The following is a 13,826-nucleotide window of genomic DNA, read 5'->3' as shown; positions in this document are numbered from 1 at the left end:
CCAGGTGTTACCGACGAGTACAGCATACTGCCGGTATGGAGACTGTCCACCGCTGATATGAATAAGTTTCACATATTATCCGGGTCGTGGCGGATTGTCCGGGGATGGGCGAAGGATGTCCTGCTGCTGCAGCGCGGAGCCCGCGGGTGGGGTCGGGGGAGACGGCGGCTCGTACGGCTGAGGCTGCTGTTGCTGCGGATACTGCTGCTGGGGGACGCCGGGCGCGTAAGGCGGATACGCCACCGGGTAAGGGGCCTGCCGGGGCGATGCCGGTTCACGCCGGTTGGCCACGATCGCCAGCCCGATGGTGAGCAACGCCACGAGCCCGCCCGCGAGCAGGATCCAAAAACCGCTGCCGGTCCCATAACGCGAGACGAAGCGGCCGGTGTCCTGTCCGAAGCTGAGGCTCGCCGAGATGTCCATGCCGAGCATCCAGACGCCGATCGCGGTCCCCGCTCCGCCGGCGACCAGCAGCGTCCTCGATGTCGTCGCGGCGATGGAAGTCGAACTCCGCCGGTACGCGGCGAAACCCACCGCGGCCCCCGCGAACAGGGTCAGCGCGGCGGCCGACAGCGGGATGCCGTAGCGGGCGACATGCGTCTTGTCGTAGAACTCCTTCTCCTCGGTCGAAGGTTCGATGTCGAAGGTCCGCGTCCAGCCGGTTTCGGCGAGCTTCGTCACCGGCTTGCCCTCGGAAAGCTGTTCGTACGTCGACTGCGGGAGAAAAGTCGCGAGAAGGACCAGCAGGCCGGCGAAAACCCCCATCATCGCGGCGAAAAGGCGGGGGAGCCGGGCGTCGGACGGCGGGCGCGGCGTGACGGCGGGAGGGATTGCGCCGAACGGGCCAGTCGGTTGGTACGGCTGCTGCTGCGGCGCGCTCATGGTCGGCTCCTCCGCCGGTTTTTGGTGGCCAGCAAGGAATTCCACCACGAATCGGCCGAGGAGATAAGTGTCACCAGTGCTCTGGTCAACCGCTTTCGCGCCTGCTACGAGGGGAGTTTCGGCCAAGCCGTGGCCGCCAGCGCCCTGGCGACGCCGCACGCGTCCGGCGCCCGCACGGCGAGAACGGCGTGCTCGACCTGATCCCGGCTCGCGTCCGGGCCGCCGATGTGGCCGGTCAGAATCGTGCAGCCGTCGCCCGCCTCCTGCACCAAAGACCTGTGCCCGCCCACCGTTTCCTCGCGGACGCCCGCCGCGGCCTTCGGGCGCGGGCCGAGGCCGAACTCCAGTCGCACGAGCCGTTCCGCGTCCTCCTCGCCCCAGCGGCAGGAGTGCCGGGACAGGTCGCCGTTCCCGGTGACGGCGGCGCCCAGCCGGGCGGAGACCTCGGCATCGGACCACAAGGCGGTGCAGGCGGTCAGCCGTGCCAGGGAATCGCCGCGGTACTCGAAATGTTTCGCCCGTTTGCCCGCGGCGAGGGCCCTGGCGGCGGTTTCGGCGGTTTTCGTCGCCACGGCGAGTGCGTCGGGTCCGGCGCCTTCACGGGATTCGAAGAACGTGCCGATGCGCAAGGAGGTGTCGTCGGCGAAGAGCAAGTGGAGGACGGGCTGCCCTTGGAGGTCCGTGCGGACCACGCGCAGGCCGCGGGGAAGCGAGGGCTCGCCGACCGGGGTGGCGCCGGTGAGACGTTCGTTCGCCCGGTCGTCCGGGAAACCGAAACTGACCAGGGTTCTCCCGGACTGGAACGAGCAGGCGCCCATGCTGGGCATCGGGACCGACGCCGGCCGCTGGGTCTTCTCGATGTCGGCGAAGTCCAGCAGTCCGCAGAAGTCCACGGTCGTGGGATCGCCGAGCGCTTCGTGAAGTGTCAAAGGGCCTGAAGGCAAAGGTTCCGGTGCGGCCGCGCACCCGGTGAACATCAGGACGGCGGCGGACAGCACGGCGAACACCCTCGGTCTCCCCATGGGCGAAGCCTACGGTGAAGTGTCCTCGTACAACATGACCGCGACGCGCTTCCACTCGTCGAGCAATTGACGGCGCCGCTGGGGATCGCCGCCGAGTTCGGCGTCCAGCGCCAGCCCTCGGGTGAGGTTCACGGTCAGCCAGAAGAGGATCTCCGCGCGCTCCTTCGGAAGATCACCGGCGACCGCGGTGACGTGCTCCAAAGTCGAGCGGCCCAGCGCCCGGTCGACCGGCCGGATCGCCTCGCGGAGTTCGGGATCGGTGCGCGCCGCGACCCACAGTTCCGTGGCGGCCGTGGACAGCGTGCCCGAGTAGCCCTCCCACAGCAGGTCGATCGCCGCCGCGACGCCCGAGGCGCCGCCGGGGAGCGCCGAAATCGACGTCGCGAGGCGTCCGCGCAACTTCTCCGTCAGATGCTCGACGGCCGCGGCCATGAGTTCGGCCTTCGCGGAGAAGTGGTGCTGGACGGCGCCCTTCGAGACACCCGCGCGGGCACAGATCTCCTGTACCGAGGTGCGCGCGTAGCCGAGGTCGACGAGGCAGTCGATGGTCGCGTCGAGCAGTGCGGTGCGGGTCTGCTCCCGACGCTCGGCCTGGGTGCGGTGGGTCCTGCCGAGCACACTCACCGGATCCGACCCCCTTTACGTGCAGCTCGGTACGGATGTACATTCCGAATGGAACTTACATCCTAAGCGTCATGTTTTCCAGGTCCGATCAGGAGGCGTTGGCCGTGCCCTTGCAGATCCAGAAGAGTTCGTGGAGCACGACGGAGCTCGAAGACCTCCGGGACCTCGCCCGGACCTTCTGTCAGAAGGAACTCGCGCCGAACCAGGAGCGCTGGGCGGCCGAGAAGAAGGTCGACCGCGAGCTGTGGACGAAGGCGGGCGAGGTCGGCCTGCTGGCACTGTCCATCCCGGAGGAGTACGGCGGTGGCGGCGGCACGTTCGCCCACGAGGCCGTGCTCTACGAGGAGCAGGCGCGGTCCGGTGACAGCGCCTGGGGCGTCACCGTCCACAATGGAATCGTCGCGCACTACATCCTGGAGTACGCGAACGAAGAGCAGAAGAAGGCGTGGCTGCCGAAATTCGCCTCCGGCGAGATGGTCGGCGCGGTCGCGATGACCGAACCCGGCACGGGTTCGGACCTGCAGGGCATCAAGACCCGCGCGGTGCGCGACGGCGACCACTACGTGATCAACGGCGCGAAGACGTTCATCACCAACGGTTTCCACGCCGATCTCGTCGTCGTCGCGGTGAAGACCGACCCGGACGCGGGCGCGCAGGGCGTCTCGCTGATCGCCGTCGAGACCGACACGCCGGGCTTCAGCCGCGGCCGCGTCCTCGACAAGATCGGACTCAAGGGCCAGGACACCGCGGAGCTGAACTTCGACGACGTCCGCGTCCCCGCCGCCAACCTCCTCGGCGCGCAGGAAGGTCTCGGCTTCATCCAGCTCATGCAGCAGCTGCCGCAGGAACGGCTGATCATCGCCGTCACCGCGGTCGCCGGGATGGAGGCCGCGATCGACCAGACCATCACCTACACCAAGGACCGCCAGGCCTTCGGCCGCCCGGTCTACAACTTCCAGAACACCAAGTTCAAACTCGCCGAGGCCGCGACCGAGGCCGCGGTGTCCCGCGCCTTCCTCGACCAGTGCATCGAACGGCATCTGCGCAAGGAACTCGACGTGCAGGGCGCGGCGATGGCGAAGCTGTGGACCACCGAACGGGTCAACAAGGTCGTCGACGACTGCCTGCAGCTCTTCGGCGGCTACGGCTACATGACCGAGTACCCGATCGCGCGCGCGTGGGCCGACATCCGGATCTCCCGGATCTTCGGCGGCACCAGCGAGATCATGAAGGAAATCATCTCCCGCACGCTCTGAGCGGAACCGTTGGCGTAGGAAGGAAAGACGTGGCGAAGAAGGCCGGCCCGCTGAGCGGGCTCAAGGTCGTCGAACTGGCCGGGCTCGCCCCGGCGCCGTTCGCCTGCACGATCCTCGCCGATCTCGGCGCGGAGGTCGTCCGGATCGACCGGGCGACACCGGGCAACGACGTCATCGGGTTCCCGAACGATCCGCTCGCCCGCGGCAGGCGGTCGATCGGGATCAACACCAAGACCCCCGAGGGCGTCGAACTGGTGCTGAAACTCGCCGACGACGCCGACGTGCTCATCGAGGGTTTCCGCCCCGGCGTCGCCGAGCGGATGGGCATCGGACCGGAGCAGGTCCACGCCCGCAATCCGCGGCTGGTCTACGGCCGGATGACCGGCTACGGCCAGGACGGCCCGCTGGCGACCGTCGCCGGGCACGACATCAACTACATCGGCATCTCCGGCGCGCTCGAACCCATCGGGCACGCCGGGCAGCGGCCGGTGGTGCCGCTCAACCTCGTCGGTGACTTCGGCGGTGGTGGCCTCCTGCTCGCGATGGGCGTGCTGGCGGCGCTGTTCGAACGCCAGACGTCGGGCAAGGGACAGGTGGTCGACGCGTCCATGGTGGACGGTGCGGCGCTGCTGACCACCAGCCTGCACGGCCTGCTGGATTCCGGGCTGTGGTCCGGCGGGCGCGGCGAGAACATGCTCGACGGCGGCGCGCCGTTCTACGACACCTACGAGACCGCCGACGGCAAGTACGTCGCCATCGGCGCGATCGAGATGCGGTTCTGGGGCGATCTGGTGAAGGTGCTCGGGCTCGACCCCGAGGAGACGCCGGTCCACGTCGACAAGAACGAGTGGCCGAAACTGCGCAAGATCGTCGCCGAGGCCGTCGCGAAGCACACTCGCGACGAGCTCGTGGCGAAGGCCGAGGGCACCGACGCGTGCCTGACGGCGGTGCTCTCCCCGAAGGAGGCGCCGTCGCATCCGCACAACGTCGCGCGGAAGACGTTCGTCGACGTCGGCGGCATGCTGCAGCCGGCGCCCGCGCCGAGGTTCGACCGCACCCCGGCCGAGACGCCGGAACCGCCGCGGCCCAAGGGCGGCGACACCGCCGAGGTCCTCGCCGAACTCGGCGTGGACGCCGACGGGATCGAACGGCTCCGGGCCGCGGGCACCATCGCGTGAGCTGAAGGCTCCCTTCACCGCGACTGATGCGGTGCAGGGAGCCTTCGGCCCAGCGGACGACACGCGTGACTGACCGGACGACACGCGTGACCAGACGGACGACACGCGAACGGCCGAGGTCTCGCCGTGTGCCGTCCACCTGAGCACGTGTGTCGTCCGTCCAATCACGCGTGTCGTCCGGTCAATCACGCGAAATCGCCAGCCGGGCACCCGCGGGTCTCATGCGGTGAAGGACGCTTTCAGCCCGCGTCGAGATCCGAGCGCAGCACCGAATAGAGGACGTGGTCGCGCCAGGCCCCGTCCCGGAACCCGTAGCCGCGCAGCACGCCCTCCCTGGTGAAGCCCGCCTTCACCAGGGAGCGCTGCTCGGCGACGTTGTCGACCTCCGTGGACGCTTCGACCCGGTTCATCTGCGTGTGCGCGAAGAGGTAGCGGACCAGCTGCCGCTGGGCCTCGGTGCCGTAGCCGTGGCCGCGTGCCTCGGGGATGAGCACGAGCCCGGCGTTCCAGCAGTACGACGTCGAGCCGGTCCTGGTCTTGTGCCACGAGACGAACCCGAGCCGCTGCCCGTCGAGGTCGATCATCAGCATCCCGTTGTCCGCCGCGAGCATGCCGGTCTCGGACCAGCGGCGGCGCAGGAAATGCGGGTCGTGCCAGCCGTGCCACTCGAACGGGCCCGCGGCCCGTGGGTCGTTCGTGAGCGCTTCGAGCATCGGCAGGTCTTCTTCGGATACCGGTCTGAGCGCGACTCCGGTTTCTGTCATCCGACAGACCCTAGGACGGATCGCTCTCGAAACTGCCGTGACGCCCCGCGCCGTCACTGAACCGGCTGGCGCCCGCGACAGCCTCTTCGGCGAGCCCTCCGCCGATCAGCGCGTTTGAGAACTCGGCTCGCATCGCCTCGTCTTCGGTGAGTCCGTACTGGCCGTACGCGGACTTGCGATCCGCGCGCAGACACGCCTGGGGGAACGCGGCCAGTTCGCGTGCGAGCGCTTGCGCGGCGGCCAAGGCCTCGCCGTCCGGCACGACCCGGTTCGCAAGTCCGATGGCGAGCGCCTCGTCGGCGTCGACCGGCCTGCCGGTGAGGATCAGGTCCATCGCCCGCGAGTGGCCGATCAGGCGGGGGAGGCGCACCGTGCCTCCATCGATGAGCGGCACGCCCCAGCGGCGGCAGAAGACGCCGAAGACGGCCGTGGTGTCGGCGACCCGCAGGTCGCACCACAGCGCCAGCTCCAGCCCGCCCGCGACGGCGTGCCCGCGGACCGCGGCGATCACCGGTTTCGACAGGGACATCCGCGTCGGGCCCATCGGCCCGTCACCCGCCGGGCTGAGGGAGTTGGTGCGGTCGGTGCCGACGGCCTTCAGATCGGCTCCCGCGCAGAAGGCGTCACCCGAACCGGTGAGGACGGCGACCGCGGCTTCCTCGTCCGTGTCGAACGCGCGGAACGCGTCCGCGAGCGCGGCCGCGGTCGGCCCGTCCACCGCGTTGCGGGACGCGGGGCGGTTCAGCGTGATCGTCGTCACCGGACCTTCCCGGTGGACGAGAACGTTTTCGCTCATCGATCGCTCCCTCAGGCGGATACGGGTGGGCAACGGGGCCCGATTCTCCTTAAAGTGGTGACAAAGTCCGCAGTGCGCGCGGAGTCATCGTCTGGACACTACGGTGTGATGGGATGGAGCCATGTCGCCCGGCTTGAAGAAATTCGTTGTGATCGCCGTCGTCGCGCTCGTGCTCTTCTTTCTGATCAGCAGGCCGACGCAATCCGCCGATGCCGTCCACACCGCGCTCGGCTGGCTCCGGTCCGGTGCCGAAGCCATCGTGACCTTCGTCCGGAGCCTCTTCTCCTGACCCTCGTCCCCGTGATCACCGGTGTCCTCGGCGACGCCGGTGATCACCGTGCGCAGCCACCTGCGGTTATCACTCAGGGTCACCCGTCTCGGATTTCGGTCGGACGACTCGACCATCCGGGTGGATTGGCCCCGAAAACCCGCTGGTCGACGAATTCGTGCCCTGGAAGCTCTGGCGGAAAAGACCTCCGCGCCCCTACGGTGCTCACATTGCGTGATCGGTTGGTCCTCCAGGCGCCGGAGCCGGCCTCCTGGGCGAGGAGTTTCCGCAGGTGCAAGCCCCAGGGCAGCGGGAACTTCCAGCCGGGCAAGTAAGTCAGGACTTGTCAGTCGGGGAATCATGAGGAGGCAGGGATGACCGGAGATCCCGGAGTCGATGCGTTGATCCGGCAGTGGGCGGCCGAGCGTGAGCAGACCCCCGAGGAGCAGGAGGCCGACCGCATCGCGTCGGCGTGGCTGGCCGACGTGCCCAGGCAGGCTCCCGGAATCCCCGGCCAGCGTCAGCAGTCCGGCCAGGCGCGCTGGGCACCGGTCGAGGCCGCCGACCCCGGCTACCTCGACGCCATGAGCCGCCGTCTCCCGGAGGTCCCGCAGGACCTGCTCGTCGCGGCCGCCGGCTGGTGGCAGATGGTGGGCGGCGTCGCCGAGGCCGAAGCCTGGTGGGACGCCGGGATCAGCCCGCTCGACCAGCGTGCGCTCGACTACCGCGCGGCCGGGCTCGCCCCGTCCGACCTGAGCCGCCGTCTCGGCCCGATGACCGTTTTGCAGCACCTTCGCCGCGGCAGCGCCCCGGCCTGGTGCGTCGCGCGGCTGGCGAGGCAGCAGAAGTCCGCCTGATGAGAACTTCTCGCACGCGCGGGTGAACCGGCGTGGCAAGGGCGATCTCGGCTACCGCGTAACGCTAACCTGCGCGGGCTCGTTGTTCGAGCATCGGTCGTGATCGCCGCCCACGCTGGAGGACTCGCTTCGTGCGCACCACCCCGGAAAACGACGAGCTCGTCGACGACCCGGCCACGCCCGCTCCGCCACGCCGCGGGGTGGGCGCCGCCGTGTTCGGCAGGCTGGTGATCGTGCTGGCCGTGCTCGGCCTCGCCGGGGGCGGGATCTGGCTGGTGACCAAGGCGTCCGCCCCGGTCGCGAGCCCCACGACGATGGAGATCCCCGCGTTGCAGGTCAAGGCGGCGGACGTCAAACCCGGTTCGGTCGCCCCGGTCAACGCCACCCTCGCGGGTGGTGCCGCCCAGCAGACCTCGCCGCAGCAGGCGCAGCCGAAACCGGGCAAGGACCCGCTGGCCGCCTGGACCGAGCGGGCCGCGCAGGCCACCGGTATCCCGGCCAGGGCGCTGCTCGCCTACGGCAACGCCGAACTGGCGATGCGCCAGATGCAGCCCAATTGCAAGATCTCGTGGGCGACCCTGGCGGGTATCGGCCGGATCGAGTCGAACCACGGCCAGTACGGTGGCGCCGTCCTCGGCCAGGACGGGCGGCCGTCGAAGCCCATCATCGGCGTCCCGCTCGACGGGTCGCCCGGGGTGAAGGCGATCGGCGACACCGACGGCGGCCAGTTCGACGGCGACGCGGCCGTCGACCGCGCGGTCGGCCCCATGCAGTTCATCCCCAGCACCTGGCGCCGGTACGCCGCCGACGGCAACCGCGACGGCGTCGGCGACCCGCAGCAGATCGACGACGCGACGCTGGCGGCGGCGCGCTACCTGTGCGTGAACAACCGCGACATGTCGGCCGCCTCGGGCTGGTGGCAGGGGATCCTGTCGTACAACAACTCGACCGAGTACGCGCAGAAGGTCTTCGGGCTGGCGGACGGCTACGCGAAGTCCGTGGCCGCCGCCTCGTAACCCGCCGCGGGACGCCTAAGAGCAGCCGGGACCAAGGTCCCGAACGCCCAGGTCGGCGACGATTCGCCGCGCAGCCAGTGCTAGCGTCGATGTGTGTCCGCTTCGCCCGTCCTCCTGCGCCGCCTCGGCATCGCCGTCGTCTGCCTGGTGAGCCTGGCGCTGTGCTGCGGGCTCGCCTGGTGGCAGTGGGAGCGGTTCTCCTCGGCCAGCGGGACGTTCCAGAACCTCGGCTACGTCCTGCAGTGGCCGCTGTTCGGGCTGTTCCCCGCGTTCATGTTCTGGCGGATCCGCAAGCTCCGCCGCCGTGCCGCCGAGGCCGACGCCCAGGAGACGGTGGCCGAGACCGCCGTGCCCGAGGTGCCCGCGCCCCGGCAGCGGCGTGCCCCGGTGCCGCCGCCCCCCGAGGACGACGAGCTCGCCGCGTACAACAGGTACCTGCGCGAACTCAACGCCCGCGACAAGTAGTCCCCAGAGAGGTTCGAGACCCTATGACCACCCGAACTGACGACGCCGCCCCGGCCCGCCCGGTCTCGCTGGGCGGACCGCTGATCCGGTTCCGCGTCGCGGCGTACGCCACCGGTGTGGCCCTTCTCGGGCTGGTCGTCGAGATGCTGCTGCAGTACGTCTTCCGCGTGGAACTTCCCCAGTTCGTGAAGATGATCCCCATGGTCCACGGCGGGCTCTACCTGATCTACCTGCTGCTCGCGGTCGACCTCGCGATCAAGGCCCGCTGGTCGATGAAGGGCACCCTGCTCGTGCTGATCGCCGGCTGCGTCCCGTTCTTCTCGTTCGTGATGGAGCGCAAGGTCACGCACAAGGTCCAGGCGGGCGCGAAGCTCTAAGCCCGGCGCCGGAAGGTCAGCGCCACCAGGAAGGACAACGCCGTCACCACGGCGGCGCCGGTGAAGGCCGAGGTCATCCCGTCGACGGTGGTCTCGGCCGGGCTTCCGGACGGGGTGCGGGTCACCGCGCCGAACACGGTGATCAGGATCGCCAGTCCCAAGGTCGCCCCGACCTGCTGCAACGTCTGCAATGCGCCGCCGGCGGCACCCGCGTCGTCGGTGGGCACGGTCGCCATGATGATCACGCTGAGCGGGGAGAACGCCAGCCCTGCGCCGACGCCCATCAGCAGCATCGGCCCCAGCAGATGTGAGAAGTAGCCGCTGTCCGTGGCGAGCGTGGTCAGCCAGACGACCCCGCCGGTCATCAGCGCGGTCCCGGCGAGCGCGAGCGGTTTCGGCCCGAACCGCGGGAGCAGCTTCGGGATCAGCCTGCTCATCAGGAACATGCAGACCGCCATCGGCAGGAAGGCGAAGCCGGTCTCCAACGCGGCGAAACCCGCGATGTCCTGCAGGAACTGGGTCAGGAAGAAGAACATCGACATCATCGCCATCGGCCCGAGGAAGAAGTTGACGTAGGCCGCGGCACGGTCGCGTTCGGCGAACAGCCGCAACGGGATCAACGGCTCGCTCACCCTGGTTTCGATGGTGACGAAGGCGGCCAGCAAGGCCAGCCCGGCGGCGAGGCTGCCGAGGGTGATCGTGTCGCCCCAGCCGTGCGAAGCGGCGTGGGTGAAGGCGAAGACGAGCGAGCCGACACCGAGGGTGCCGGTGAACGCGCCGGGAAGGTCCAGCCGGGCGCGCCGCCGGGGCGGATCGGCCACGTACCGCGAGGTGAGCAGGACGATCGCGAGCCCGAACGGGACGTTGATGTACAGCGCCGCCCGCCACGAGATCCATTCGGTCAGCAGCCCGCCGAGCAGCAGGCCGATCGCGAAACCGCTGCTGGACATCGCCGAGAACAACGCCAGCGCGCGTACCCGTGCCTTGGCTTCGGTGAACGTGCTGGTGATCAGCGCCAGCGTGCTCGGCCCGGCGAGCGCGGCGCCGACACCCTGCGCGACCCGGGCGGCGATCAGCAGTTCCGCCGAGCCGGCGAGGCCGCCGAGCAGGGAGGCGGCGGTGAACACGGCCGCGCCGGCGACGAAGGTCCGGCGACGGCCGAACAGGTCGCCCGCCCGGCCGCCGAGCAGCAGCAGGCCGCCGAAGACCAGGCTGTACGCCGTCATCACCCAGGACAGGCCGGTGTCGGTGAAGCCCAGTTCGGACTGGATGCGGGGGAGCGCGACGTTCATCACCGTCGCGTCGAGGATGAGCATGAGCTGGCAGGTCAGGATGATCGGGAGGACCAGCCGGTGTGGAGTCGGTGGGGACCCGGCCGTCTCCGGCCTAGGCTCGGCACGCAGGGTTCGTTCGGTCAAGGAATACTCCAAAGACGTAACGAGATGAAGCGGAGAGACTCTCCACTTGAGGTCGTGAGCGATGATATGGAGAGGCTCTCCGCTTACGCAAGTGAATTCGGAGAACGTCTCCGTTTTCGTCGCCCGAGGAGGTGCAGATGGTCACGGCCGATCCGGCCCGCCCCATGCGTGCGGACGCGCGGCGCAACTACGAGCGCATCGTGGCCGTGGCGAAGGAGGCGTTCACCGCCGACGGCGTGGACGTCCCCGCCGACGACATCGCCAAACGCGCCGGGGTCGGCGCGGGCACGCTGTACCGGCACTTCCCGACGCGCGACAAGCTGATCGAGGCCGTCTACCGCGACGAGATCGACGGGCTGGCGCAGCAGGCGTACGACCTGCTCGACGAATTGCCACCGGGGAAGGCGCTCGAGACGTGGCTGGCCACGCACGTCATCTACGTGGTCGAAAAGCACGGCCTCGCGATGACGCTCAAGGCGTCGGTCGACGCCGGCTCCGAGGTCTTCGGCTGGTGTCAGGCGCGGTTGCGGGCCGCGGCCGACACGATCGTGAAGGCGGCGCAGGACGAGGGAGTGCTGCGGGCGGACGTCGCCGGTGTCGACATCCTGCGGCTCGGGCACGGACTGGGCTCGGCGGCGAGCAAGGCTTCGGAGGAGGACACGAAGCGGCTTCTCACGATCGTGCTGGACGGCCTCCGGGTGTCATGAAAGGGCCGTTCAGGACGAAAGATGTCCTGAACGGCCCTTTCATGACACTTGAGCCGCGCGTCAGGAGCCGATCCCGGTGAGGGACCGCACCTCCATCTCCGCGTGCTTGACCGGATCGGCCTTCGACCGGCCGACGAAGGTGCCCACGAACCCGCACAGGAACGAGAACGGGATCGACACCAGACCCGGGTTCTTCAACGGGAACCAGTGGAAGTCGACGCTGGAGATGATCGAGTCCGCGGCCCCGGACATCACCGGCGAGAAGAACACGAGCACCAGGCTGGCGATCAGCCCGCCGTAGATGCCCCACAGGGTTCCGGTGGTGTTGAAGCGTTTCCAGAACAGCGAGTACAGCAGCGTCGACAGGTTCGCCGACGCCGCGACGGCGAACGCCAGCGCCACCAGGAACGCGATGTTCTGCCCGTTCGCCAGGATGCCGCCGATGATCGCGAGCGCCCCGACGGCGACCGCGGTCAGCCGCGCGACGCGGACCTCCGCGGCCGGTTCCGCCTTGCCGCGCTTGAAGATGTTGGCGTACACGTCGTGCGCGAAGGACGCCGAAGCGGTGATCGTCAGGCCGGCGACGACGGCGAGGATGGTCGCGAAGGCCACCGCCGAGACGATGCCGAGCAGGAGGGTGCCGCCGATGTTCAGCGCGAGCAGCGGCGCCGCCGAGTTCTCCCCGCCGGGTGCGCTCTTGATCGCCTCCGGCCCGACCAGCGCGGCCGCGCCGAAGCCGATGACCAGTGTGCAGAGGTAGAAGATCGTCATGCACGCGGTCGCCCACACCACCGAGCGCCGCGCCTCGCGCGAGTTCGGCACCGTGTAGAAGCGCATCAGCACGTGCGGGAGCGCGGCGGCGCCCAGGACCAGCGCCAGTGCCAGCGAGACGAAGTCGAGCTTCGTGACCTCGCTCTTGCCGTAGGAACCGCCCGGCTCCAGCAGTTCGTCGCCGAGCGGGCTGTTGTCGGCGGCGGCCGCGAGCAGGTTCGAGAAGCTGAACCCGAACTTGCCGAACAGGAACACGGTGATCAGCGCGCCGGTCAGCAGCAGGATGGTCGCCTTGATGATCTGCACCCACGTGGTGCCCTTCATCCCGCCGACCAGCACGTACAGCACCATGATCACGCCGACGACGCCGATCACGAGCGCCTGGCCGATACCGCCGTGGATGTCCAGCAGCAGCGCCACCAGGCCACCGGCACCCGCCATCTGCGCGAGCATGTAGAAGAAGGAGATCACCAGGGTCGACGTCGCGGCCGCGGCGCGGACCGGGCGCTGCTTCATCCGGAAGCTCAGCACGTCGCCCATGGTGAAGCGGCCGGTGTTGCGCAGCAGTTCCGCGATCAGCAGCAGGTCGACCATCCACGCGACGAGGAACCCGATCGAGTACAGGAAGCCGTCGTAGCCGTGGATCGCGATCGCCCCGGCGATTCCGAGGAACGACGCCGCCGAAAGGAAGTCACCCGACAGGGCGATGCCGTTCTGGCGTCCGGTGAAGGCGCTGCCCGCCGCGTAGTAGTCCGAAGTGGAGGAGTTGCGCGTGCTGACGCGGTACACCACGTACAGGGTGATCGCGACGAACAGCGCGAAGACCGCGATGTTCAGCACCGGGTTGTTGTCGGGGATGCTCATCGCTCACCCGCTCCGACGGAGGCCCGCAGCGCCTCGACCTTGGGGTCGAGCCGCTTGTTCGCGAACTTCAGGTAGGCGATCGTGATCAGGATCGTGCTGGCGAACTGGCCGAGCCCGAGCAGGATGCCGACGTTCACCTCGCCCCACACCTTCCGGCTCATGAAGTCGTGGGCGTAGGCCGCCAGCAGCACGAACGTCATGTACCAGGTGAAGAACAGCACGCTCATCGGGAACACGAACCGCCGGAAGGTCTTGCGCAGCGCGACGAACTCCTTGCCGTGCTGGATCCGGTCGAAGTCCGGGCCCGCCGGGCGCGGCGGCGGGGGAGCGGACTGGCGCTGGCGCTCGCGGACGAACAGCGCGGGCATCTGCCCGGTGTCCTCCAGGGCGTTGCTCGCCGCGTAGGGACGCGCGACGTCGGGCATGGGTTCCTCCGGGGCTTGCATCCGTGGCGCGGTACGGGGAGCGCACATACTAACTACGGCTTCACCCGCTCTGAATAGGCGACCCCGGTTCCGCGAAGGCGTGAGCCGGTATTCGGTTTTACCTCGTATTAGTGTT

General features: G+C 69.1%; 16 protein-coding genes. 8 read left to right on the top strand and 8 right to left on the bottom strand.

Annotation, left to right across the window (positions count from 1 at the left end):
- Positions 1–75: 75 nt before the first annotated feature.
- From AB8M46_RS30215 to AB8M46_RS30205, 3 genes are all read right to left on the bottom strand, one after another.
- Positions 76–882 (bottom strand): hypothetical protein, encoded by an 807-nt coding sequence (locus tag AB8M46_RS30215; RefSeq protein ID WP_394362406.1) that lies wholly within the window; start codon positions 880–882, stop codon positions 76–78.
- Between the two features lie 104 nt (positions 883–986).
- A complete protein-coding gene (locus AB8M46_RS30210) occupies positions 987–1,904 on the bottom strand; it encodes a hypothetical protein (protein ID WP_394362405.1) in 918 nt (305 codons plus the stop codon).
- Between the two features lie 9 nt (positions 1,905–1,913).
- Positions 1,914–2,528 (bottom strand): TetR/AcrR family transcriptional regulator, encoded by a 615-nt coding sequence (locus AB8M46_RS30205; protein ID WP_037343410.1) that lies wholly within the window; start codon positions 2,526–2,528, stop codon positions 1,914–1,916.
- A 104-nt stretch (positions 2,529–2,632) separates the two neighbouring features.
- Between AB8M46_RS30205 and AB8M46_RS30200 the strand changes: the two genes are divergently transcribed.
- Together AB8M46_RS30200 and AB8M46_RS30195 are read left to right on the top strand one after the other, a co-directional pair.
- The gene (locus AB8M46_RS30200; RefSeq protein WP_394362436.1) at positions 2,633–3,784 is read left to right on the top strand and encodes an acyl-CoA dehydrogenase family protein; all 1,152 of its coding nucleotides are present in this window, start codon (positions 2,633–2,635) and stop codon (positions 3,782–3,784) included.
- 29 nt (positions 3,785–3,813) lie between these two features.
- Positions 3,814–4,962: a CaiB/BaiF CoA-transferase family protein gene (locus AB8M46_RS30195; protein ID WP_037343411.1), complete on the top strand. Its 1,149-nt coding sequence runs from the start codon at positions 3,814–3,816 to the stop codon at positions 4,960–4,962.
- Positions 4,963–5,201: 239 nt separating this feature from the next.
- Here AB8M46_RS30195 and AB8M46_RS30190 read toward each other — a convergent pair whose 3' ends face one another.
- Both AB8M46_RS30190 and AB8M46_RS30185 read right to left on the bottom strand, forming a co-directional pair.
- Positions 5,202–5,726: a GNAT family N-acetyltransferase gene (locus AB8M46_RS30190; RefSeq protein ID WP_394362404.1), complete on the bottom strand. Its 525-nt coding sequence runs from the start codon at positions 5,724–5,726 to the stop codon at positions 5,202–5,204.
- Positions 5,727–5,736: 10 nt separating this feature from the next.
- Positions 5,737–6,522, bottom strand: a complete 786-nt coding sequence (locus AB8M46_RS30185) for a crotonase/enoyl-CoA hydratase family protein (protein WP_394362403.1) — start codon at positions 6,520–6,522, stop codon at positions 5,737–5,739.
- Between the two features lie 133 nt (positions 6,523–6,655).
- Between AB8M46_RS30185 and AB8M46_RS30180 the strand changes: the two genes are divergently transcribed.
- The 5 genes from AB8M46_RS30180 (at position 6,656) to AB8M46_RS30160 (ending at position 9,505) form a co-directional block, all read left to right on the top strand.
- Positions 6,656–6,811, top strand: a complete 156-nt coding sequence (locus AB8M46_RS30180; RefSeq protein WP_162182762.1) for a hypothetical protein — start codon at positions 6,656–6,658, stop codon at positions 6,809–6,811.
- A 353-nt stretch (positions 6,812–7,164) separates the two neighbouring features.
- Positions 7,165–7,647: a hypothetical protein gene (locus tag AB8M46_RS30175; RefSeq protein WP_037343415.1), complete on the top strand. Its 483-nt coding sequence runs from the start codon at positions 7,165–7,167 to the stop codon at positions 7,645–7,647.
- Positions 7,648–7,778: 131 nt separating this feature from the next.
- Positions 7,779–8,663, top strand: coding sequence for a lytic transglycosylase domain-containing protein (locus AB8M46_RS30170; protein ID WP_394362402.1), 885 nt, complete (start codon positions 7,779–7,781; stop codon positions 8,661–8,663).
- Positions 8,664–8,756: 93 nt separating this feature from the next.
- Positions 8,757–9,128, top strand: coding sequence for a hypothetical protein (locus AB8M46_RS30165; RefSeq protein WP_037343419.1), 372 nt, complete (start codon positions 8,757–8,759; stop codon positions 9,126–9,128).
- Positions 9,129–9,151: 23 nt separating this feature from the next.
- Complete coding sequence (locus AB8M46_RS30160; protein ID WP_394362401.1) at positions 9,152–9,505, top strand: DUF3817 domain-containing protein; 354 nt, start codon at positions 9,152–9,154, stop codon at positions 9,503–9,505.
- On the opposite strand, the gene AB8M46_RS30155 is transcribed toward AB8M46_RS30160, so the two are convergent.
- On the bottom strand, positions 9,502–10,923 hold the full coding sequence (locus AB8M46_RS30155; RefSeq protein ID WP_394362400.1) for an MFS transporter: 1,422 nt from the start codon (positions 10,921–10,923) through the stop codon (positions 9,502–9,504). The genes AB8M46_RS30160 and AB8M46_RS30155 overlap by 4 nt on opposite strands.
- A 137-nt stretch (positions 10,924–11,060) precedes the next feature.
- Here AB8M46_RS30155 and AB8M46_RS30150 point away from each other — a divergent pair, with 137 nt between their 5' ends.
- Positions 11,061–11,630, top strand: coding sequence for a TetR/AcrR family transcriptional regulator (locus AB8M46_RS30150; protein ID WP_037343420.1), 570 nt, complete (start codon positions 11,061–11,063; stop codon positions 11,628–11,630).
- A 60-nt stretch (positions 11,631–11,690) separates the two neighbouring features.
- Here the strand turns inward: AB8M46_RS30150 and AB8M46_RS30145 are convergent, their stop codons facing one another.
- Both AB8M46_RS30145 and AB8M46_RS30140 read right to left on the bottom strand, forming a co-directional pair.
- Positions 11,691–13,265 carry a cation acetate symporter gene (locus AB8M46_RS30145; protein ID WP_037343421.1) on the bottom strand — a complete coding sequence of 525 codons (1,575 nt, stop codon included), beginning with the start codon at positions 13,263–13,265 and terminating at the stop codon, positions 11,691–11,693.
- Positions 13,262–13,690, bottom strand: a complete 429-nt coding sequence (locus tag AB8M46_RS30140) for a DUF485 domain-containing protein (protein ID WP_037343422.1) — start codon at positions 13,688–13,690, stop codon at positions 13,262–13,264. Before AB8M46_RS30140 ends, AB8M46_RS30145 begins: the two co-directional genes overlap by 4 nt.
- Positions 13,691–13,826: the final 136 nt, after the last annotated feature.

This window comes from Amycolatopsis sp. SB7-3, assembly GCF_041021335.1.
Classification (GTDB): Bacteria; Actinomycetota; Actinomycetes; order Mycobacteriales; family Pseudonocardiaceae; genus Amycolatopsis; species Amycolatopsis japonica.
Note: the sequence above shows the minus strand (reverse complement) of the source record. Positions and strands in the feature narration are given on the sequence as shown.